Source organism: Xanthomonas euvesicatoria (assembly GCF_013112235.1).
In the GTDB taxonomy this organism is placed as follows: domain Bacteria; phylum Pseudomonadota; class Gammaproteobacteria; order Xanthomonadales; family Xanthomonadaceae; genus Xanthomonas; species Xanthomonas euvesicatoria.
In genome coordinates this window covers 1876048-1896443 of the sequence record NZ_JABFFS010000001.1, presented here as the reverse complement: position 1 = coordinate 1896443, position 20396 = coordinate 1876048, and the positions used below count along the sequence as shown (strand labels likewise).

The window sequence follows — 20396 nt, the reverse complement described above, 5'->3', positions numbered from 1 at the left end:
CGCGCGTGGGCACCAGTGTCGGCGCAGGTCAGGCAGCCAGTACCCCACACCGGCATGACGTCGCAGCTCAACGGCGGCACTGCCGCTATCATGCAGTGATGCCCACCATGCCCCTTCCTGCCCTGCACTGGCAGCACCTGCGGTTTGCGCAACTGAACACCACGCAGCTGTATGCGCTGCTGCGGCTGCGCACGGATGTGTTCGTGGTGGAGCAGCAATGCGCCTATCCGGAACTGGATGGCAAAGATACCGATCCGGCGGTGCTGCATCTGCTGGGCACCGCCAATGACGCCGCGTTGGCGGCTTACCTGCGCGTGCTGCCGCCGGGCTTGAGTTATTCCGAACCGAGCATCGGCCGCGTGGTCGTCGCCGCTGCATTTCGTGGCACTGGACTGGCGCATGCGCTGTTAGGCGAAGGCATCCGGTTGGTGCACACGCAGTGGCCGGGTCACGCGATCCAGCTCGGTGCGCAGGCGCACCTGCAATCGTTCTACGCGGCGCACGGGTTTGCACCTGCTTCCGCACCGTACCTGGAAGATGGCATTCCCCATCTCGACATGCTGCGCCCTGCCGGCGCGGCCCCTTTGGAGTTCGCATGATCACCACCCCCGACTACCGCGCGTTGCTGGACACCGCCATCACCGAAGCACGCCAGGGCCTGGCCGAAGGCGGCATCCCGATCGGCGCGGCGCTATACCACAACGACGGGCGCCTGCTCGGCTGCGGCCATAACCGCCGCGTGCAGGAAAACGACCCCTCGGTACACGGCGAGACCGACGCATTTCGCAAGGCCGGCCGCCAGCGCCGCTACAAGGACACCATCATGGTCACCACGTTGGCGCCGTGCTGGTACTGCAGCGGGCTGGTACGCCAGTTCAACATCGGCACGGTGGTGGTCGGGGAATCGGTCACGTTCCAGGGCGGCATCGCGTGGTTGCGCGAGCACGGCGTCAACGTGATCGATCTGCAGAGCCAGGAATGCATCGACCTGCTTGGCGGCTATATTTCCGCCAACCCGGATGTGTGGAACGAAGATATTGGCGAGGATTGACGTCAGCGCCACTGCAGGTGCGTAGCCGTGCGCGGTGACAGATGACAGGCAATGCCACTGCGCAGTGGCGCTGCTGTTTGGCTTGCATCGCAGTGCCGATCTGCGCCAAGACCTGGCTTGTCAGCAGTGCCTTCTGCAAACAAAAAGACCCGCCAATGGCGGGTCTTTTCTAAAACCGTTCGCACGTCGCCGTGCAGCACCATCAGAGGATGTAGCGACTCAGGTCCGGATCCTGTACCAGCTCACCCAGCTGCGCATCCACATAGGCGGCGTCCACGGTCACGCTCTGCCCATCGCGATCGGGCGCTTCATAGCTCAACACATCCAGCAGACGCTCCAACACCGTGTGCAGGCGACGGGCGCCGATATTCTCCTGGCGCTCGTTGACCTGCGCGGCAATCTCGGCAAGCCGATCCACCGCGTCGGGTGCGAACGTCAATGCCACGCCTTCGGTCTGCAGCAAGGCCTCGTACTGCTTGATCAAGGCGGCCTTGGGCTCGGTGAGGATGCGCACGAAATCGGCCTTGGTCAGCGCGGTCAGTTCCACGCGGATCGGGAAGCGGCCCTGCAGCTCCGGAATCAGATCGCTGGGCTTGGCCAGATGAAACGCGCCGGATGCAATGAACAGGATGTGGTCGGTCTTGACCGTGCCGTACTTGGTGGACACGTTGGAGCCTTCCACCAGCGGCAACAGATCGCGCTGCACGCCTTCGCGGCTGACATCGCCGCCGCTGGAGCCGGCTTCGCCGCGCTTGGCCACCTTGTCGATCTCATCGATGAACACGATGCCATGCTGCTCGCACGCCTCGATGGCCGCAGTGCGCACGTCGTCTTCGTTGACCAGCTTGCCGGCTTCTTCCTCGATCAACAGCGGGCGCGCCGCCTTGATGGTGAGCTTGCGCTTCTGCGACTTGCCGCTGCCCAGATTGGAGAACATCTGCCGCAATTGCTGGCCCATTTCCTCCATGCCCGGCGGGGTCATGATGTCCATGCTGGCGTTCACCGCCACTTCCAGTTCGATCTCGCGCTCGTCCAGCTCGCCGTTGCGCAGCATGCGACGGAACTTGATGCGGGTTTCGTTGTCCTGCGACGAGGGCTCGTTGCGCGCCGCTTCCGGATCAAACCCAATCCCGGCCGCGCGACGTGGCAGCAATGCGTCCAGGATGCGGTCTTCGGCACGCTCTTCGGCCTGGTTGCGCACGCGCACCTTGGCCTGCTCGCGATACAGCTTGACGGACGTATCGGCCAGGTCGCGGATGATCTGCTCCACATCCTTGCCCACATACCCCACTTCGGTAAAGCGCGTGGCTTCGACCTTAACGAAGGGCGCATTGGCCAACGTCGCCAGGCGCCGCGCAATCTCGGTCTTGCCCACGCCAGTGGGGCCGATCATCAGGATGTTCTTGGGCATCACTTCGTTGCGCAGTTCTTCCGGCAACTGCATGCGGCGCCAGCGGTTACGCAGCGCGATGGCAACCGCGCGCTTGGCATCGTGCTGGCCAACGATATGACGGTCGAGCTCCTGCACGATTTCGCGCGGAGTCATGGTGGCGGTATCGGGATTTGGCATTAGGGATTTGAGATTCGTAAAAGCGGAATGGGAACGATCGATGGATATCCGGGCGGAGGGAAAGGAGCGCTTTTGCGAATCCCCAATCCCGAATCCCGAATCACAGCTCTTCGACCACCACGTTGCGATTGGTATAGATGCAGATATCGCCGGCAATATTGATCGCTTCGGTGGCGATGGTCTTGGCATCCAGCTCGGTGTGCGCCAGCAGCGCGCGTGCGGCCGACAAGGCGTACGAGCCGCCAGAACCGATGGCGATGATGCCGTCTTCCGGTTCGATCACATCGCCGGTGCCGCTGATGATCAGCGAAGTTTCCTTGTCGGCCACGGCCAGCAGCGCTTCGAGCTTGCCCAGCCGGCGCTCGGTGCGCCAATCCTTGGCCAGTTCCACTGCAGCGCGCGTCAGCTGGCCGTGCTTGTCGAGCTTGGCTTCGAACAATTCGAACAAGGTGAACGCATCGGCTGCCGCACCGGCGAAACCGGCCAGCACCTGGCCCTCGCGCCCCAGCCGACGCACCTTGCGTGCATTGCCCTTCATGACCGTATGGCCAAGGGTGACCTGGCCATCGCCGGCGACGGCGACATGCCCACCACGTCGAACCGAAATGATGGTGGTGGCGTGAACGATATTGGGGTTCTGGCTAGGGTCCATGGATCCTCCGAGGGTTTCCAAGGAGGTGGGGACGCCCCTGCCGGGTTCAAGCACGCCGCGACCAGTCGCCGCAGGCAGGGATGGCGGCGCTCACTTGCGAGACAGCAACACGGTTGCACGCGACATGCAGACCGACCTGCGGCAATGAACCGCACGAATCGATGACGCCGGCTGCCGGCCGCTTACAGCTTGGCGCTCACTCTGCAGCTTTCTTGCGCCTGGCACGCGGATGCGCGGCATCGTAGACCTTGGCCAAGTGCTGGAAATCCAGATGCGTGTAGATCTGGGTGGTGGCGATGTCCGAATGGCCCAGCAACTCCTGCACGCCGCGCAGATCGCCGGACGATTCCAGGATATGGCTGGCGAAGCTGTGGCGCAGCATATGCGGGTGCACGTCCTTGAACATGCCCTGGCGCACGGCCAGCTGCTTGATGCGGATCTGCACTGCACGTTGCGAAATCGCACCGCCGGCACGGCCAGGGAAGACATGGCTGTCGGCGCTTGCACCACTGTCGCGTCGCCACTCGCGCAAGGCGGCGATCGCGTGCGAGCCCACCGGCACCAGGCGCTGCTTGCTGCCTTTGCCGAGCACCATCACCAGGCCGCTGTCCAGGTCCAGGTCGCGCCAGCGCAACGCGCACAACTCGCTCAGGCGCAGCCCGGACGAGTAGAACACTTCCAGCAGCGCGCGGTCGCGCAGGCCAAGTGGCGCATCGGTCGGCACTTCCACCAGACGCACGGCTTCGTCGGCGTCCAGCACCTGCGGCAACTTGCGCGGCGCCTTGGGCGCACGCAGCGCCGCCGCCGGGCTGGCCGAAATGCGGCCATGCTTGAGCAACCAGGCGTAATAACTGCGGCATGCCGACAGGCGGCGCTGCAGGCTCTTTGCCGACAGCCCGCGTCGATGCTCTGCCGCAACGAATTGCCGCAAGTGCGCGCTGTCGAGCTGTGCAGTCTCGCCAGGCACTGCAGCGTCCTGCACGCCAGCTTCGGTCGCCTGCTCGGCCGCCCAGACGACCAGGGCTGCAAGGTCGCGCCGATACGCGTCCAGCGTGTGCGCCGATACTTGCCGCTCGACCTGCAGGTACGTCAGGAACTCGTCGACCGATGACACCTCAGCGCTCCCGATTGCGCGGGGTGACTGCCGTCATCTGCAACACGCGCGCGACGCGCGCGCCCTGCAGGTGCAGACAACGCAGAGACTCGACTGCCAACACCTCACTCTCCCTGCTGCAGAAGCAGCGCCACCACCAGCGCCCCATGTCGCCAACGCCTGTGTGCGCAGCCATGGGCCTCACACGTCGAAGCGCTGCAACGCCACGCTCAACGATTCGCCCATCATGCGCAGGAAGAGCGTGCCCATGCCGGGATAGAACCGGTTGGCATCGCTGCTCCCCACCGCGATCAGGCCGATGCCCGGCAGCGGCAGCAACGCGGTGGAGTGCACCTGCCCCGCTTGTGCGCCGTAAAGCAGCGTGTGTTTTTCAGCTTGCAGGCGGCCGCAGATGGGCTCGCCATCGTTGAGGCAATCGCGGAACGGCGCCAGCCGTGCATCGTCGATTGCGATGGTCTGCAGCCAGTCCGCATCCAGCGCATCGACGGGCTTTAGCAACACCAGCCGCACCAGTTCGCCGTTGAAATCTTCCGCCAGCGAGGCGGCCATCGCCTTGAGCGTGTCGGCCGCGCTGGTCTGGCGCATCAACGCAAGCGTGAGTTGATGCGTGCGCACTGACAGCCGCTCGTTTTCCTGCGCGTTGCTGCCGAGCTCGTGCAGGCGGCGCGAGAGTTCGCGGTTCTTGTCGCGTAGCACTTCCAACTGGTAGGTGGCCAACGAAGCGGTGGGGCCGTCGTCGCGCGGCACCAGCAAGCTCACCGCCAGATCCGGGAACTGCTTGAGGAAGGTCGGGTGACGTCGCAACCAGGTGGCCACTTCGTGCGCGCCGAATTTGTCCGTGTTCTCGCTCATCGGTTCCATTCTCCATCGAAGACGAACACCGCCGGGCCGGACATGACCACCTGCTCCTGGTCGCCGGGCCAACGAATGCGTAACTCGCCACCGGGCAAGGACACCTGCACATCGCGCTCGACACGGCCGCGTTGCATCAACACCACCGCGGCCGCACAGGCGCCACTCCCACAGGCCAGCGTTTCGCCCACCCCGCGCTCGAACACGCGCAAGCGCACATGCGCGGGGTCGACCACCTGCACGAAACCCACATTGACCGAATCGGGAAACGCCGCGTTCTGCTGCAGCAGCGCGCCTACGCGTTCCACCGGTGCTGCATCGACGCGACCGACTTCGACCACCGCGTGCGGGTTGCCCATCGACACCGCGCCAAAGCGCACGGTCTCGCCGTGCACCGGCAGCGCATATTCGTCGCGCGCATGTGCAAACCCGGCCAGCGGAATCTGGGCGGGCTCGAACTGCGGGACACCCATCGCCACCGCGTAGCGGTCGCCGTCGAGGCGCTCGACCGCGTGCGCGGACATTGGGCTGTCGATGATGAAGCGCTCGCCCTGGGCCGTGCCGTCGCGCACCAGCCACGCGGCGACACAGCGTGCGCCGTTGCCGCATTGGCGGGCGGGCGAGCCATCGGAATTCCAGATGCCGTAGGCCGCCACGGCACCTTGGCTGCGCGGTGCCTCGATGGTCAGGATCTGATCGCAGCCCACCCCGAAGTGGCGGTCGGCCAGCTGCGCCGCCAGTGCGGCATCCGGTGGCGGCGTACCGTCGCGCAGGTCCAGCACCACGAAGTCGTTGCCGGCGCCATGCATTTTGGTGAAACGCAGACGCCCGCTGCGACCGTCAGCGCTCATTGCCGCTGCTAGCGGGCTGGTCGGTGGTGGATGCGGGCTTGGTATCGCCATCCACCGGCGCAGGCGCAGGCGTGGACTCGTCCAGCGGTTGCGACGCATCCGCCGGCTGCGGCACCGGCTGGGCTTCCACCGGCACCGGCTTCTGCGGCATCACCAGTGGGCCCTTGTTGCCGCAAGCGGCAAGCAGGAGAAAGGTCGCACCAACCAGTGCGAGACGAACAGACGGTCGGGACATGATGCTCATGGGCCGAAGTATAGCCAGAACGCCGTTATGGCCGTGCGCTGGCAGGCGCGCCGCGTTCAGTGCGCACCCGGCAGCGGGCGCGGCGGTGGCTCGGGGCGCAACCACAGCCAGATCGCCACCACGGCCATGCTGCCGATCGACAGGTACTTGACCCAGAACACCGGCACGCACCACAGCATGATCGCGGCGCAGACCGTCATGGTCAGCGTCGCCATCCACTTGGCCTTGCGGCTGACTGCCCGGTAGGTCTGCCATTCCACGATCGCCGGGCCGAAGCGCGGATGCGACAGCAGCCAGTTGTGCAGGCGCTCGGAGCCATGCGAGGCCGCCCAGGCAGAGATCAGGATGAAGACCGTCGTCGGCAGCCCCGGGACGAAGATCCCGACGATGCCGGTAACCAGGCTGGCGTAGGCCAGCAACCACCAGGCCCAGCGGAATCGAGTCGGTCGCGTCATGCGCAAATGATACGGCCAGCGCTGCGGTTTGGTGAGTCGGCCCTGCAGCGATGATTCTATCGCTGCAGAAGGGCGCGCTCTGCGCAGCGGGCGGCGTGCAGCGCGCGCTGGCCGCCAGATCTGCCGCGTCGCCCCACCGCGCTGCGGTCAGATACGCAGCCCCGGCCGCAGCGACGCCTGACTGCGATGCCCGGCTCGCTGCAGGGCGAGGCAGCGAACGCACCACGCCGATAAGGAAAAACGAAGGCGGTGAGGCGGAAGATGGAAGACGCGCAAGCCGCTCGCATCCCAGCGAGCAGCCAGCTCCCGCCCAAGCCATCCGCTGTAACGAATCCCGACTCCCGACTCCCCAATCCCGCCCGTCCAGCTACTTCACGCCCAACTGATCCAGTACGAACGCATACGATTCGGCCAGCTCGCGGTAGCGGCGGAAGCGTCCGGATTTGCCGCCATGCCCGGCTTCCATATTGGTGCGGAACACGATCGGCTGGGTGCCGGTGTTGTCGTCACGCAGCTTGGCCACCCACTTGGCCGGCTCCCAGTACTGCACCTGCGAATCCCACAGGCCGGTGCCCACGAACAGCGCCGGGTACGCCTGCTTGCGCACGTTGTCGTACGGCGAGTACGACAGCATGTACTGGTAATCGTCCTGGGTTTCCGGGTTGCCCCACTCGTCGTATTCGTTGGTGGTGAGCGGAATGCTGGCGTCGAGCATGGTGGTGACCACATCGACGAACGGCACCTGCGCGACCATCACGCGATAGTCCTGCGGCGCCATATTGGCCACCGCGCCCATCAGCAGACCGCCCGCGCTCCCACCGGATGCGGCAACCCGGTCCTTGGCGGCGTAACCTAGCGCGACCAGACCGCGGGTGACATCGATAAAGTCATTGAAGGTGTTTTGCTTGTGCAGCAGCTTGCCGTCGTCGTACCACTGGCGCCCCATTTCCTGGCCGCCGCGGATGTGCGCGATGGCATACACCACACCGCGGTCCAGCAGGCTGATCGCCGGCAGATTGAATGCCGGGTCCATCGACATGCCGTAACTGCCGTACGCATACTGAAACAGCGCCGCGCTGCCATCCTTCTTGAAGCCCTTTTTGTACACCAGCGACACCGGCACCTTGACCCCGTCGCGTGCCGTCACCCACACGCGTTCGGTCACGTACTTGCTGGCGTCGTAGCCGATCACCGGTTGCTGCTTGAGCAACCGGCGCTCGCCGGTCTGGGTGTTGAGCTCGTAGGTGGTCGCCGGCGTGGTCAGCGAGGTGTAGCTATAACGCAGCCAGACGGTATCCGGCTCGGCGTTGACAGATAGACCCATCGAATACGCCGGTTCATCGGCCTTGACGTATTCATGGCTACCATCGCGCATGAGCAAGCGCACACGCTCCAGTCCGCCCGAACGCTCTTCGATGGCGGTGAATCCATCGAACAATTCGAAGTCTTCGATGTAGACGTTGTCGTCGTGCGCCACCCAGTCGGTCCACTGCGTGCGCGTGGTCGCATCGGTGGGCGCAGTGACCAGCTTGAAGTTCCTGGCGTCATCGGCATTGGTGCGAATCACCCAGCGGCCATCGAAATGCTCGGCGTGGTATTCCACATCGCGCTCGCGCTTGGCCAGCACCGTGAAGGTGTCCGGCTTGGCGGCCAGCGCATAGCGGGTTTCCGAAGAAACCGTGCTTTCCACCGCGATGGTGATGTACTTGTCGTCGCGCGTGCGGCCGATGCCCATGTAGAAGCTGTCGTCCTTCTCTTCGTACACCAGCACATCGTCTTTGGACGGCGTGCCGAGCACATGCTTTTTCACGCGCACGGTGAGCAGCGTTTCCGGGTCGTTTTCGACATAGAACAGCGTCTTGTTGTCGTCGGCCCACACCACATTGGCCGAGACGCCTTCCACGGTGTCCGGATAGAGTTCGCCGGTGTCCAGGTTCTTGAAGCGGATGGTGTATTGACGGCGGCCAACGGCATCGTCGGCCCAGGCGAGGATGCGGTTGTCCTGGCTCACTGCGGCATCGCCCACGCTGAAGTAGCCCTTGCCCTGCGCCATCTGGTTGACGTCGAGCAGGATCTGTTCCGGCGCCTCCATGCTGCCCTTGCGACGCGCCTGGATCGGGTAATCCTTGCCGGTTTCGAACCGCGTGTAATACCAATAGCCGCGCTCGCGATACGGCACGCTGGCATCGTCCTGCTTGATGCGCCCGACGATCTCGGTGTACAGCGCTTCCTCCAACGGTTTCAGCGGTGTCATCACCTTGTCGGTGTAGGCATTCTCGGCGTCGAGATACGCCAGCACCGCCTTGTCTTCGCGCTTGTCGTCGCGCAACCAGTAATAGTCGTCGTTGCGGGTCGCACCGAACGGCGCCTTGACCACATGCGGGTGCTTGGCGGCGTCTGGCGGCGACGGAAGGGCGGCGAAGGCAGGGGATGTGGTCATCAGGCTGGCGATCAGAAGAGTGAGGACGGCTTCATCAGATTGGGGTCCATTGGATGAACGCAATGCCATCCCGGCACCGGAGTGTGGAAGAGCCCCTTGTCGGGCGCCATGTGTCCTGGGTCATGCTGGTCTATCATCGAGCCAATGGATTCCACACTTCCGTACGCAGGCGGCTATAGCCGTCGCAGCCAGGACATCGCCCCGTTTCATGTCATGTCGCTGCTGGCGCGCGCCAATGCGCTCGAGCAGGCCGGCCACGACGTGATCCACCTGGAAATCGGCGAGCCCGACTTCACCACTGCCGCGCCGATCGTCGCTGCCGGCCAGGCGGCATTGGCAGCCGGCCACACCCGCTACACCGCCGCACGCGGGCTGCCGGCGCTGCGCGAGGCGATTGCCGGCTTCTATGCGCAACGCTACGCCTGCAACCTCGATCCGGAGCGGATTCTGGTGACACCCGGGGGGTCTGGCGCATTGCTGCTGGCCAGCAGCCTGCTGGTGGATCCGGGCAAGCATTGGTTGCTCGCCGACCCGGGCTACCCGTGCAACCGGCATTTTCTGCGCCTGGTCGAAGGCGCCGCGCAATTGGTCCCGGTCGGCCCGGACAGCGATTATCAATTGACCCCTGCGCTGGTGGAGAGCGCCTGGAACGCCGACAGCGTGGGCGCCCTGGTGGCCTCACCGGCAAATCCCACCGGCAGCGTGCTGTCGCGCACGCAACTGGCTGCGCTTTCGCAGGCGCTGCATGCGCGCGGTGGCCATCTGGTGGTCGACGAGATCTATCACGGCCTGACCTACGGCCTGGACGCGCACAGCGTGCTGGAGGTGGACGATGGCGCGTTCGTGCTGAACAGTTTTTCCAAGTACTTCGGCATGACCGGCTGGCGGCTGGGCTGGCTGATCGCACCGCCCGACGCGGTGCCGGAATTGGAAAAGCTTGCGCAGAATCTCTACATCAGTGCCTCGACAATTGCCCAGCACGCCGCACTGGCCTGCTTCACGCCCGAGAGCATCGCCATCTTCGAAGCGCGCCGCGGTGAGTTTCAGCAGCGTCGCGATTACCTGCTGCCTGTCTTGCGTGCGCTGGGCTTCGAGATCGCAGTCGAACCGCAAGGCGCGTTTTACTTGTATGCCGACATCAGCGGATTTTCAGATGATGCGCAGGCGTTTTGCGCGCATTTTCTGGAAACCGAACATGTTGCGTTTACGCCCGGCATCGACTTCGGCCACTACCGCGCCAACCAGCACGTCCGCATTGCCTACACGCAAAGCCTGCCGCGTCTGCAGCAGGCGGTGGAGCGGATTGCGCGTGGGTTGAAGCGGTTGTAGCAGGCTGCGTGACCCGCAGTGCGCTGCACGGACGTTTTGCGTAAGGCGCCGACGCCTTGCGCATTGCGTAGCACGCGCGTGCTCCACTGCGCACCCGCTGACCGCCAACGCCATCGGCAAGGCCAACATCGCGCACGCTCGGGCATGTTGACCCACGACAAAACCCTCTGACGACACGAGGCCGCTGCAAACTGCCAGCGGCCTCGTGTCGCGCGACGCATCATGCCGCATGTGGACGGCGCCTCAGTCGGCCAACCGCTCCCACAGGAAGCTGTACGCCAGCGCGGCCATATGCGCGGCCTGCGCGTTGTTGGCCGCACCGCCGTGGCCACCTTCGATGTTCTCGTAATAGGTCACGTCCTTGCCGGCCTCGATCATCTTGGCGGCCATCTTGCGCGCGTGGCCGGGGTGCACGCGATCGTCGCGCGTGGAGGTCAGGAAGATCACCGGCGGATAGGTCTTCTTCGCATCGAACAGGTGGTACGGCGAGAAGGTCTGGATGAACTTCCAGTCGTCGGTGTCCGGGTTGCCGTATTCGGCCATCCACGAGGCGCCGGCCAGCAGGTGGCTGTAGCGCTTCATGTCCAGCAGCGGCACCTGCACCACCACCGCACCGAACAGCTCCGGATACTGGGTGAGCATGTTGCCGGTCATCAGGCCGCCATTGCTGCCGCCCTGCACGCCCAGATGCTTGGTCGAGGTGATCTTGCGCGCCACCAGATCCTTGGCCACCGCGGCCATATCTTCATACGCCTTGTGGCGGTTCTGCTTGAGCGCGGCCTGGTGCCAGCGCGGGCCGTATTCGCCACCGCCGCGGATATTGGCCACCACGTAGACGCCGCCCTTCTCCAGCCACGCGCGCCCCAGGCCACCGGAGTAATTGGGCGTCATCGAAATCTCGAAACCGCCGTAGCCGTACAGCAGGGTCGGCGCGCTGCCGTCGAGCTTCAAGGTCTTCGGGCGTACCAGGAAATACGGCACGCGGGTGCCGTCCTTGCTGGTGGCGAAGTGCTGCTCGATGGTGTCCTTGCCGGCATCGAAGAACGCCGGCATGGTCTTGAGCGGCTGCGGCGCAGAGCCCACCTCCACCCACGACAAGGTGGTGGGGGTCAGGTAATCGGTGACGGTGAGCCACAGCGCGTCGCTGTCGTCGCTATCCACCGCGCCGACATCCACCGTGCCGAAGCTCGGCGCACCGACGAACGCGCTCTTTTTCCAGCCATCGCGCGAAGGCGTGATCACGCTCAGACGGTTCTTGACGTCTTCCAGCACGTTCAACACCAGGTGCGACTTGGTCCACGCCATGCCGGCCAGCGAGGTGGTGTCGGTGGGTTCGAACAACACATCGAAGTTGCGCTTGCCGGCCATGAAATCGTCGAAACGCGTGGCCAGCAAGGTGCCGGGTTTGTAGGTCTTGCCACCCACCGTCCACGGCTCGCGCAGTTCCAGCGTCAGCCACTGGCGCTTGACCGACTTGCTGGCCGAATTGGGCACGTCCACCTTGACCAGCTTGCCGTCGGCGCCCTTGAGATACAGCTCGTCGTTGTAGAAGGCCAGCGTGCGGCTGACGAAATCGCGCTCGAAACCGGGCGTGTCGTCATGCATAGCCGCGATGTACATATCGGTCGGCTTGCCTTCGTACACCACGGTCGCGGCAGTCAGTGGCGTGCCGCGCTTCCACTGCTTGGCGATGCGCGGGTAGCCGGAGCTGGTCATGCTGCCGGCGCCGAAATCGGTGAACACGTAGACGGTGTCCCGGTCGATCCAGCCCAGCCCGCCCTTGGACTCGGGGCGGAAGAAACCGTCCTTGACCCATTGCTTGCTGCCCAGGTCGAACTCGCGCGTGACATCGGCATCGGCACCGCCGCGCGACAACGCGATCAGGCAGCGCTGGTAGTCCGGGCGCAGGCAGTCGGCACCGTGCCACACCCAGTTTTCGCCTTCGGCCTTGTTGAGCGCATCCAGGTCCAGCACCGTTTCCCACTTGGGCGAAGCCTTGCGGTACTCGTCCAGCGTGGTACGCCGCCACAGGCCGCGCTCGTGCTGCTTGTCCTTCCAGAAGTTGTAGTAGAACGCGCCGATCTTCTGCACGCCGGGAATCTTGGCGTCCGAATCCAGCACTTCGCGGATGCTGGTTTCCATCTGCTTGAACGCCGGCGTGCTGGCCAGCCGCGCCTCGGTCTTGGCGTTCTGGGTCTTGACCCAGTCCAGCGGCTTGGCGCCGGTGACATCTTCCAGCCAGGCGTAGGGATCGTTGGACACGGGGGGTTCCTCTGCAGAGACGGCGCCAGCGGTGATCAGGCCGGCAACCAGGCAGATCGAGGCGAACTTGGACATGAATGTTTCCGGAAACACGAATGCCCGGAACGTAGCACAGCGCCCCGCCGGCCAACCCTGCCGAAGGTCAGGCTGCGCGCGCCTGTGTCGCCGTACGCGAAGCGCTGCGCCGGCGCTGGGCCTGCGGGCCACGCCGCCGGGGCGCAACCCGGCGCGCGCCACGCGTTGCCAACGAAGGCAGGGCAAACCGGTGCAGGCTCCACCACGCCAGCATCGGCATGCCGACCAGCCACAGCGGCAACCAGCCGATCCACTCGCTGCTACCTCGCGCGGCCGGCCAGACCAGCACCAGGGCCAGCCCGGCCAGGGCGATCTGCCGCACCGGGCGCAGCACGCGCGGGTCGGGACGTTCGGAACGGGAAGCAGGACGATGCGACATGGCGGCACTCCGTGGCAGGAAGGATCACAACAGGCGCGCAGGATTGCCGCAGCCCATCTCACAAGCTGCGACCTTGACGCGGGCATCCTGCGGGGCGCGATTGGGGCCTGCCCAGGCGCGTCACCGGCCTCCACGAATGCTGCGGCCCCCTGCAACGTCGGCGCGCGGCACCGGACCGACGCCGCGCGGCGCAGCCAGCCGGTCGGTCGCGGTGCCAGCGCCTGATCGGCGCCCGCCAGCCGGCCCCAGCCGCCCGGCGTCTGCCGCGGATTGCCCGGCTGCCGATGCCAGACCCGACCGTTGACGCGAACTTGCCCCCTGCATGCGGTAGTGTGCTGCTCCGACTGCCTCTTTGTGATGTTGCGATGCGCCTGACCGTTACGATCGCCCTCGCTGTTCTGCTCGTCCTCGGCCTGCCCGTGGCACACGCCAAGGACACGTCCGCCACGGAGCCGGCAATCGACTTGTCCAAGATCATGGGCACCTGGTACGTGATTGCGCGCATGCCCAACGCGGTCGAGCGTGGCCACGTCACCAGCCGCGACGAATACACCCTGGTCGAAGACGGCAAGGTGGCGGTGCGCTATCTGTACCGCGACGGGTTCGGCGAACCGGAAAAGCAAGTCAATGCGCGCGCCTCGGTGGATGCCGACAGCGGCAACCGCGACTGGCGCGTCTGGTTCTACAAGGTCATCCCGGCCAAGCAGCGCATCCTGGAGATCGCCCCCGACGGCTCGTGGATGCTGATCTCCTACCCGGGCCGCGACCTGGCCTGGATCTTCTCGCGCAAGCCGGACATGAGCCGCGACCAGTACCGCATGCTGGTCAACAAGATGCGCGACGACTATTCCATCTATACCGACAAACTCAAGCGGGTACCGCAGCTGCGCGAACAGGTGGACCGCCTAGGCTTTGAAGTGCCGAACAAGCGCTAGCGCGATCGGACGTCATCCGTTGGAGGTGTGGCATGAAGGTTCAGTACCTGGAGATCGTTACCTGCAACACGGAGGAGGTCTGCGCCGCCTACGCGGTGCAGGGCGCCGAATTCGGCGAGCCGGTACCCGAGCTGGGTAACGCCCGCACCGCACACCTGGCCGGCGGCGGCCTCGTCGGTGTTCGCGCACCTCTGCGCGACTCGGAACGGCCCGTTGTTCGCCCCTACTGGCTCGTCGAAGACATCGAGTCGGCTGTTTCGGCCATCATGGAGGCAGGCGGCACGGTCGCAGTCCCACCGATGGAACTTCCCGGCCGGGGTCGATGTGCCATCTACCTGCTCGGCGGAAACGATCACGGCCTGTGGCAGCGCTAGCTCCTGTGATCGAGCCTGTCGCGCGGCCTGGCAATTCGTCCAAGCCGACGCCGCGTCGCGGCTCGGCTAACCCAGGTATCAGGCTCCATGCCGGAGCAAACCACAACTGACAGCATCGGCCTGGTCGTTCGGGTCGGTACGCGCGTCCAGGTCACGCATCTCCGTCAGTCCACTGTCTGCCACCTGCCGCAACTGGAAAGAGACCGGCTTCTCTCGATGCTCGGCGAAACGTTCGAGGTTTACGAGGTGGATCGGTGGGGACAGGCCTGGGTAGAGCAGCAGTGGCATCAGGGTGAGGATTTGGTTGACTTCCACTGCCTGGGCTTGCAGCCGCAGCAGATGCTCGCGGTGCAAGATGGGGCCTGAGACGTCATAAGGCCGAATCCGCTTCGCACCTCGGCCACTTCAGGCCTTGGGCGCCATTGATCGCATCTGCGCCTACCAGGGCTGATGCAGCTTCCAGACGCGTGCACGTGCCTGCCGCAACTGCGGCCCTGCCGTATGCGTCAACTGTCTACCACGCTCAGTCGTAATTGCTCAGCGCCAGCGACAACAACGCCTTGGCCTGCTCGCGCAGCGACATGGGCTCGACAATTTCTGCGTCCGAGCCGTAGTGCAGCACGTCCATCAGCAGTTCGCGCGAGTTGCTGTAGGGCAACTTGAGCTCGTAGCGGCCATCGGGCAGAAAGCGGCCCTGCTGCTTGGAATGCCAATGTTCGTCGGCAACCCAGCGCGCGGCCTTGGAGCTGAACACGATGGTCGCCCACCCCTTGGGCGCCCCGGAAAAAATGCCGTAGCTGGCGGCAAGCTGCTCGTCCAGTTCGCTGTCGGGCACATCGCGCGGCGCCGCATCGAGCAGACGCGCGTGGTTGATGCGGTCCACCGCAAAGCTGCGCACGCCGTCGCGACCGTGATCCCACGCGTCCAGATACCAGTTGTCGCGGTAATGGGTAATGCGCTGTGGCGACACCGTCCGCTTGGTCGATTCGTCGGTGGAACGCGCACGGTAGTCGAAGCTCAGCTGCTTGCGCTCCAGCACGCCGGAGGCCACGGTGCGGAAGCTGGCTTCGTCCAGCTTGCGGCCGCGATGTGGAATGACCCGCACCCGATCCACTGGCCACTGCGAGACGCCGGCCTGGGCAGCCAGCAGTCCTTCGATGCGCTGCTGCAGCGGTGCCAGCATCGAAGACAACACGCCGCCGCCGGTGCGCGCGAGCAGCTGTTGCGAGGCCAGTAGTGCGTGCAGTTCTTCCGAACTCAGCCACAGGCCGGGCAATTCGAAGCGGTCGCTTTCGCCGGAGAGATAGCGAAAGCCCGATTCGCCGTCGCCTTCCACCGGTGCCATCAGCGCGTCGCGCAGAAACGCCAGATCGCGGTAGACAGTCGCGCGGGAACAGCTCAGCTCATCCTGCAGCCGCGCCACCGTGACCGGGTAGCGTGCCGATTTGAGCAAGCGATGCAGGGAGTTGATGCGTTCGTAGCGGTCCATGCGTCGATTATGTCCGAGTCTTTGCGCGGCGGGGTGAGCATCGCGATGTGACGGCTGGCAGCCAGCGGCAAGCGCCCGGAGGATGTGCGATGCAGCGGCCTGGTCTGTTGGGTCGGTCGCACAGCCACTGCGTGCCGGGGTCGTGCGCGCGGTCGCGCAGGCCCCGGGTTGGCAGGCATCGCCGGTAGCGCTGACACGCGACCCGCGCGGGCCGCTCAGGCTCCTGCCACTTGGCTGGCCAGAAGTCCTGATGACATCGCCAGGCCGCCTGCCATGCGCACGCGCACCCGCGCAGGTCGCTGCGGTTCACGCCCGGCATTCGCCCCGAACCACCATTCATTCCCCTGACAACGACCTCGCAGGTCGCTCCAGCCACTGCGACCACATCGCCGACCGCTTCAAAAATCGCCTTTCATCGCCGCACCCGTCTGCAGGGCCGCTCCGGTCCATGCCGCCTTCGGCGTCCCAACCGGCAATGAAGCGGATATTCACTTGGCGATGACGTCACCGCACAGTCCGTTATCATGAAATCGCTTCCACCCCTCTCCCGCCTTCCAAAGCGAGCTGCCCATGTCCCGCCGTGTCCCGTTGTCTGCCCTGTTGCCGCTGTTGTTGATCACGCCCTCCGTCTGGGCCCAGGCAGTCGCACCGGCGCCGGCAGACCCGGCCGCCGTGGTGCTGCCGTCGCCGTGGAGCGGCAGCAGCGGCGAGCTCGGCTACGCAGCGGCGCATGGCAACAGCACCACCGACAGCCTCAACGGCCGCGTGCGCCTGCGCTACACCGACGGTGACTGGATCCATAGCCTGGATGCCACCGCGTTGCGCTCGAGTTCGGAATACACCAACACCAACGACGACGGCAGCACCACGCGCGAGCGCCAGACCACCGCCGAGCGTTACACCGGCAGCGTCGGCAGCGCACTGCAGCTGGGCGAACACCGCCAGCTCACGGCCACCGGCCGCTACGAACACGACGACTTCGCCACCTACGACCGTCTGGCCACCTTCGGTATCGGCTATGGCACGCGCCTGATCGACGCCGACCGCTTCTACCTGGATGCGCAGGTGGGCCCGGGTGTGCGCCGCGCGCACAACAGCGACGAAGACCGTAACGAAACCGGGTTGATCGGCCGCGGCCTGTTCGACCTCAAGTACACCGTCACCGACAACACCGATCTGATCAACACGCTGCTGGTGGAATCGGGCGAGTACAACACCTATGCGCAAAACGACTTCGGCGTGCAGGTCAGCATGAACTCGCACTTTGCGTTGAAGGCGGCGTGGCAGATGCGTCACAACAGCGACGTCAGCGACGGCGACAAGAAGACCGATACGCTGACCACGGTCAATCTGGTCTACACGTTCAAGTAAACAACCGCGAACGGTAGGAGCGGACCTGGCCGCGAGGGCGTTCCCGATAAAGCCTCTCGCGCCAGTGCCGCTCCTACGAAGAGCGGGCGCTGCGTGGGGGCGGCATTGCGTGTGTAGCGGCTAGGTCTGGAGCTTGCGCTTGGGCGCCGGCGTCGATGTCGGTCGCGTTACACGTTGACGCGACAGCGCGTTACAGCTCGGCCAGCAGCTGCGCGGCGCCCTTGTCGAACAGCCCTTGCGCAACGCGGCGGCCAAGCGCTTCGGTATCTTCGGCGCTGCCGTGCGCATCGGCGTGGATCAGGCGGCCGTCGCTGGCGCTGCCCACCATGCCCTGCAGGAACAGGCCCTGCCCTTCCCAGCGCGCGAAGGCGGCTACCGGCACATGGCAGCTACCGTGCAGGGCGCGGTTCATGGCGCGCTCGGCTTCTACGCAGGCACGCGTGCGGCCAGCATCCAGCACCGCCAGCAGACTGTGGATGCGTGCATCGTCGCCACGGCATTCCACCGCCACCGCGCCCTGCGCAGGTGCCGGCAACCATTCCGGCGCGTCCAGCCGCGCGCTGATGCGTGCTTCCAGCCCAAGCCGCTGCAGGCCGGCGCAGGCCAGCACGATGGCGTCGTAGCCGCCATTGTCGAGCTTGGCCAGCCGCGTGTTGACGTTGCCGCGCAGGTCGATCAATTCCAGATCCGGGCGCGCGGCACGCAACTGGGCCTGGCGACGCAACGAGGAGGTACCCACGCGCGCGCCCAGCGGCAGCGCCTGCAGGCTGGCGTAGAGATTGGACACCAGCGCATCGGCCGGGTCGCCGCGTTCCAGGATGGCCGGCAGTACGAACGGGGCGTCCAGTTCCATCGGCACGTCCTTGAGCGAATGCACCGCGCAATCGGCTTCGCCGCGCAACATCGCCAGCTCCAGTTCCTTCAGGAACAGGCCCTTGCCGCCAATGGCGGCGAGCGACCGGTCCAGCACTTCGTCGCCGCGGGTGCTCATCGGCACCAGCACCACCTCCAGGCCGGGATGGTGCTGACGCAGCGCGGCGGCGACATGTTCGCTCTGCCAGAGGGCAAGCGGGCTTTTGCGGGTGGCGATACGGAGCGTGGTCATGCCGGCATTATCGCGGAGCCGGCACCGAACTCACAGTTGGCGTAGTTGATCGCGCAGGCTGGCCACGCAGCGCCGACTCACTTCCAGGGTCTGCGGCACGTTGCGCAGCACCGCGTAGACCTGGCCATCGCCGCTGCGGCGCAGTTCCACCAGTTCATCGCGGGCCACCAGACAATTGCGATGGATGCGCACCAGGCGGTCGGCAAATTCGTCTTCCAGCGATTTCAGCGACTCTTCGATCAAGTCCTCGCCGCGCGTGTGATGGACGATGACGTACTTCTCTTCGGCCTGCAGGTAGCGAATGTCGCCGATGGCGATCAGCCGCAGGCTGCCGCGCAGGCGCGCGCACAGATGGGTGCGCAGCGGCCTGGGCGCGGTGCCGGGCACGCGGCCGGCCAGGAAGGTGGCGACTTTCTCCAGTGCAGATGCCAGCCGTTCCGGGCGCACCGGTTTCATCAGGTAATCCAGCGCGGCCGCGTCGAACGCCGACAAGGCATGCTGGTCGTAGGCGGTGCAGAACACCACCGCCGGCGGCGGCTGGCCTTGCCGCAGCAGCCGCGCGGTTTCCAGGCCGTCCACGCCGGGCATGGCGATATCCAGCAGCACCAGGTCCGGGCGCAGCTGTTCGCACTGCTGCAGCACTTGCTGGCCGTTTTCGGCCTCGCCGATCACCTCGACCTGCGGATGCTCGCCCAGCAGCATGCGCAGGCGCTCGCGCGCCAGTGGCTCGTCATCGGCGATCAGCACCCGCACTTGCGTGGCCGTCATGGACTCCCCCTCGCTGCAGTGACTTTCCCCTCACGGCAGCGGCAATGTGATCTCACAGGCATAGTAGCCTTCAGCCCAGCTGGCCGCCATCCGTGCCCCGGCGCCGAACTGGAACGCCAGCCGGTGCGAGATGCTGGCCTGGGCATGCCCGGCGCCGGCCAGCAGCGGCAACTGGGTGCCGGGCTGCGGCGCCGGGTTGACGATGCGGATCTGCAGCTGGTTGCCGCGCTGACGCAGCGACAGGTACAGCGTACCGCCTTCGGGCATGCGCGAAACGCCATGCAGTACCGCATTTTCGACCAGCGGCTGCAGCACCAGGCGCGGCATCGGCAGCTCCCACGGCAACGGTTCCTGGCGGTGCCAGCGCACTTGCAGGCGCTCGCCCAGGCGCAGCGATTCGATTGCCAGATAGCGTTCGGCCAGTTCGCATTCGGCACGCAAGGTGGAGACGCCCTCGCCGGCGCCGAGGGCGGCGCGGAACAGATCCGACAGGTCCAGCACCGCCTGTTCGGCCACCACCGGATCGCGCCGCAGCAGGCTGACGATGAGGTTCATGCTGTTGAACAGGAAGTGCGGGCGAATGCGCGCCTGCAGGGCATCCGCCTCGGCGCGTGCATTGGCCTGCACCTGCGCCTCCCAGCGGTCGCTGACATAGAAGTAGCGCAGCGCCAGCGCAGTGATCAGCACCACCGTGGCCGCACTGCCGAGCGTGAACCGCCAGAAGCCGACCTGCGCGCCCAGCGGGACCTGCCCGAGCACCGCATACAGGCCATGCACGATGCCGGCACCGAGCATCGCCACCACGGCAGCGATCAGCAAGGCGCTCAGCCCGCCCAGCCGTGGCGGCAATCGCGACAAGGTGGGCCGCAACACGCACAGCAGCACGGTGACCGCCAATGCCAGCCACAGCGCCAAGCCGCTGGCGGAGAGGAACCGCGACAATGTGATGTTGCGCGCGCCGGCGTCGGGGACCAAGGTCACCACCAGCACCACCAACTCGGCCAGGCCCAGCATCGCGCCCAACCGCGGCAGCCGGCACAGGTCCGGCATCCAGGCGATCTGCGGTGCGCGCTGGGCCAT

At 65.6% G+C, this 20396-nt stretch carries 21 protein-coding genes; 7 read left to right on the top strand and 14 right to left on the bottom strand.

Annotated elements, in window-relative coordinates; translation table 11 throughout:
• Positions 1–98 precede the first annotated feature (98 nt).
• On the top strand, positions 99–599 hold the full coding sequence (locus HLH45_RS08070) for a GNAT family N-acetyltransferase (RefSeq protein WP_008577306.1): 501 nt from the start codon (positions 99–101) through the stop codon (positions 597–599).
• Positions 596–1051 carry a nucleoside deaminase gene (locus tag HLH45_RS08065; RefSeq protein ID WP_008571705.1) on the top strand — a complete coding sequence of 152 codons (456 nt, stop codon included), beginning with the start codon at positions 596–598 and terminating at the stop codon, positions 1049–1051. The genes HLH45_RS08070 and HLH45_RS08065 overlap by 4 nt, the downstream gene beginning before the upstream one ends.
• 202 nt (positions 1052–1253) lie before the next feature.
• Here HLH45_RS08065 and hslU read toward each other — a convergent pair whose 3' ends face one another.
• From hslU to HLH45_RS08025, 8 genes are all read right to left on the bottom strand, one after another.
• Positions 1254–2621, bottom strand: a complete 1368-nt coding sequence (hslU, locus tag HLH45_RS08060; RefSeq protein WP_008571704.1) for an ATP-dependent protease ATPase subunit HslU — start codon at positions 2619–2621, stop codon at positions 1254–1256.
• Positions 2622–2721: 100 nt separating this feature from the next.
• Entirely contained in the window at positions 2722–3273 is a 552-nt protein-coding gene (gene hslV / locus HLH45_RS08055; protein WP_005997221.1) for an ATP-dependent protease subunit HslV, read from the bottom strand.
• 196 nt (positions 3274–3469) lie between these two features.
• Positions 3470–4387, bottom strand: a complete 918-nt coding sequence (gene xerC / locus HLH45_RS08050; protein ID WP_008571702.1) for a tyrosine recombinase XerC — start codon at positions 4385–4387, stop codon at positions 3470–3472.
• Positions 4388–4567: 180 nt separating this feature from the next.
• A complete protein-coding gene (locus HLH45_RS08045; RefSeq protein WP_008571700.1) occupies positions 4568–5239 on the bottom strand; it encodes a DUF484 family protein in 672 nt (223 codons plus the stop codon).
• Positions 5236–6090, bottom strand: a complete 855-nt coding sequence (gene dapF / locus HLH45_RS08040; protein ID WP_008571699.1) for a diaminopimelate epimerase — start codon at positions 6088–6090, stop codon at positions 5236–5238. Before dapF ends, HLH45_RS08045 begins: the two co-directional genes overlap by 4 nt.
• Positions 6080–6334, bottom strand: a complete 255-nt coding sequence (gene lptM, locus HLH45_RS08035) for an LPS translocon maturation chaperone LptM (RefSeq protein WP_008571698.1) — start codon at positions 6332–6334, stop codon at positions 6080–6082. The genes dapF and lptM overlap by 11 nt, the downstream gene beginning before the upstream one ends.
• A gap of 56 nt (positions 6335–6390) precedes the next feature.
• Positions 6391–6789, bottom strand: coding sequence for a YbaN family protein (locus tag HLH45_RS08030; protein WP_008571697.1), 399 nt, complete (start codon positions 6787–6789; stop codon positions 6391–6393).
• 367 nt (positions 6790–7156) lie between these two features.
• Positions 7157–9229: a S9 family peptidase gene (locus HLH45_RS08025; RefSeq protein ID WP_008571696.1), complete on the bottom strand. Its 2073-nt coding sequence runs from the start codon at positions 9227–9229 to the stop codon at positions 7157–7159.
• 144 nt (positions 9230–9373) lie between these two features.
• On the opposite strand from HLH45_RS08025, the gene HLH45_RS08020 reads away from it, so the two are divergent.
• Entirely contained in the window at positions 9374–10558 is a 1185-nt protein-coding gene (locus HLH45_RS08020) for a pyridoxal phosphate-dependent aminotransferase (protein ID WP_008577311.1), read from the top strand.
• A gap of 243 nt (positions 10559–10801) precedes the next feature.
• Here the strand turns inward: HLH45_RS08020 and HLH45_RS08015 are convergent, their stop codons facing one another.
• Both HLH45_RS08015 and HLH45_RS08010 read right to left on the bottom strand, forming a co-directional pair.
• Positions 10802–12895: a prolyl oligopeptidase family serine peptidase gene (locus HLH45_RS08015; protein ID WP_008577312.1), complete on the bottom strand. Its 2094-nt coding sequence runs from the start codon at positions 12893–12895 to the stop codon at positions 10802–10804.
• Between the two features lie 67 nt (positions 12896–12962).
• Positions 12963–13274, bottom strand: a complete 312-nt coding sequence (locus HLH45_RS08010; protein ID WP_014089304.1) for a hypothetical protein — start codon at positions 13272–13274, stop codon at positions 12963–12965.
• A gap of 365 nt (positions 13275–13639) precedes the next feature.
• Between HLH45_RS08010 and HLH45_RS08005 the strand changes: the two genes are divergently transcribed.
• The 3 genes from HLH45_RS08005 to HLH45_RS07995 all read left to right on the top strand — a co-directional run bounded on the left by HLH45_RS08005 (position 13640) and on the right by HLH45_RS07995 (position 14949).
• Entirely contained in the window at positions 13640–14209 is a 570-nt protein-coding gene (locus HLH45_RS08005) for a lipocalin family protein (RefSeq protein ID WP_008574341.1), read from the top strand.
• 32 nt (positions 14210–14241) lie between these two features.
• Positions 14242–14583 carry a VOC family protein gene (locus tag HLH45_RS08000; RefSeq protein WP_008574342.1) on the top strand — a complete coding sequence of 114 codons (342 nt, stop codon included), beginning with the start codon at positions 14242–14244 and terminating at the stop codon, positions 14581–14583.
• An 87-nt stretch (positions 14584–14670) separates the two neighbouring features.
• Positions 14671–14949, top strand: a complete 279-nt coding sequence (locus tag HLH45_RS07995) for a hypothetical protein (RefSeq protein WP_008574343.1) — start codon at positions 14671–14673, stop codon at positions 14947–14949.
• 157 nt (positions 14950–15106) lie between these two features.
• Here the strand turns inward: HLH45_RS07995 and HLH45_RS07990 are convergent, their stop codons facing one another.
• Positions 15107–16072, bottom strand: a complete 966-nt coding sequence (locus HLH45_RS07990) for a helix-turn-helix transcriptional regulator (protein ID WP_005916857.1) — start codon at positions 16070–16072, stop codon at positions 15107–15109.
• Between the two features lie 570 nt (positions 16073–16642).
• On the opposite strand from HLH45_RS07990, the gene HLH45_RS07985 reads away from it, so the two are divergent.
• Positions 16643–17443: a DUF481 domain-containing protein gene (locus HLH45_RS07985; RefSeq protein ID WP_008574344.1), complete on the top strand. Its 801-nt coding sequence runs from the start codon at positions 16643–16645 to the stop codon at positions 17441–17443.
• Positions 17444–17633: 190 nt separating this feature from the next.
• On the opposite strand, the gene hemC is transcribed toward HLH45_RS07985, so the two are convergent.
• From hemC to HLH45_RS07970, 3 genes are read right to left on the bottom strand one after another with little or no spacing between them, the layout of a single operon-like run.
• Positions 17634–18548 (bottom strand): hydroxymethylbilane synthase, encoded by a 915-nt coding sequence (gene hemC / locus HLH45_RS07980; RefSeq protein ID WP_008574345.1) that lies wholly within the window; start codon positions 18546–18548, stop codon positions 17634–17636.
• Positions 18549–18578: 30 nt separating this feature from the next.
• Positions 18579–19316 (bottom strand): LytR/AlgR family response regulator transcription factor, encoded by a 738-nt coding sequence (locus HLH45_RS07975; protein ID WP_008574346.1) that lies wholly within the window; start codon positions 19314–19316, stop codon positions 18579–18581.
• Positions 19317–19346: 30 nt separating this feature from the next.
• Entirely contained in the window at positions 19347–20396 is a 1050-nt protein-coding gene (locus HLH45_RS07970) for a sensor histidine kinase (RefSeq protein WP_008574347.1), read from the bottom strand.

Excerpts from the sequence above, each read along its gene's own strand:
- HLH45_RS08020 (WP_008577311.1), top strand. The coding sequence starts at position 9,374 with ATGGATTCCACACTTCCGTACGCAGGCGGCTATAGCCGTCGCAGCCAG.
- HLH45_RS08065 (WP_008571705.1), top strand. The coding sequence starts at position 596 with ATGATCACCACCCCCGACTACCGCGCGTTGCTGGACACCGCCATCACC.
- HLH45_RS07975 (WP_008574346.1), bottom strand. The coding sequence starts at position 19,316 with ATGACGGCCACGCAAGTGCGGGTGCTGATCGCCGATGACGAGCCACTG.
- HLH45_RS08025 (WP_008571696.1), bottom strand. The coding sequence starts at position 9,229 with ATGACCACATCCCCTGCCTTCGCCGCCCTTCCGTCGCCGCCAGACGCC.
- HLH45_RS08005 (WP_008574341.1), top strand. The coding sequence starts at position 13,640 with ATGCGCCTGACCGTTACGATCGCCCTCGCTGTTCTGCTCGTCCTCGGC.
- HLH45_RS08030 (WP_008571697.1), bottom strand. The coding sequence starts at position 6,789 with ATGACGCGACCGACTCGATTCCGCTGGGCCTGGTGGTTGCTGGCCTAC.
- HLH45_RS08000 (WP_008574342.1), top strand. The coding sequence starts at position 14,242 with ATGAAGGTTCAGTACCTGGAGATCGTTACCTGCAACACGGAGGAGGTC.
- HLH45_RS08045 (WP_008571700.1), bottom strand. The coding sequence starts at position 5,239 with ATGAGCGAGAACACGGACAAATTCGGCGCGCACGAAGTGGCCACCTGG.
- HLH45_RS08070 (WP_008577306.1), top strand. The coding sequence starts at position 99 with ATGCCCACCATGCCCCTTCCTGCCCTGCACTGGCAGCACCTGCGGTTT.
- hslV (WP_005997221.1), bottom strand. The coding sequence starts at position 3,273 with ATGGACCCTAGCCAGAACCCCAATATCGTTCACGCCACCACCATCATT.
- lptM (WP_008571698.1), bottom strand. The coding sequence starts at position 6,334 with ATGAGCATCATGTCCCGACCGTCTGTTCGTCTCGCACTGGTTGGTGCG.
- HLH45_RS07970 (WP_008574347.1), bottom strand. The coding sequence starts at position 20,396 with ATGGCCCAGCGCGCACCGCAGATCGCCTGGATGCCGGACCTGTGCCGG.
- HLH45_RS08015 (WP_008577312.1), bottom strand. The coding sequence starts at position 12,895 with ATGTCCAAGTTCGCCTCGATCTGCCTGGTTGCCGGCCTGATCACCGCT.
- dapF (WP_008571699.1), bottom strand. The coding sequence starts at position 6,090 with ATGAGCGCTGACGGTCGCAGCGGGCGTCTGCGTTTCACCAAAATGCAT.
- hemC (WP_008574345.1), bottom strand. The coding sequence starts at position 18,548 with ATGACCACGCTCCGTATCGCCACCCGCAAAAGCCCGCTTGCCCTCTGG.
- HLH45_RS07985 (WP_008574344.1), top strand. The coding sequence starts at position 16,643 with ATGTCCCGCCGTGTCCCGTTGTCTGCCCTGTTGCCGCTGTTGTTGATC.
- HLH45_RS07990 (WP_005916857.1), bottom strand. The coding sequence starts at position 16,072 with ATGGACCGCTACGAACGCATCAACTCCCTGCATCGCTTGCTCAAATCG.
- HLH45_RS07995 (WP_008574343.1), top strand. The coding sequence starts at position 14,671 with ATGCCGGAGCAAACCACAACTGACAGCATCGGCCTGGTCGTTCGGGTC.
- hslU (WP_008571704.1), bottom strand. The coding sequence starts at position 2,621 with ATGCCAAATCCCGATACCGCCACCATGACTCCGCGCGAAATCGTGCAG.
- HLH45_RS08010 (WP_014089304.1), bottom strand. The coding sequence starts at position 13,274 with ATGTCGCATCGTCCTGCTTCCCGTTCCGAACGTCCCGACCCGCGCGTG.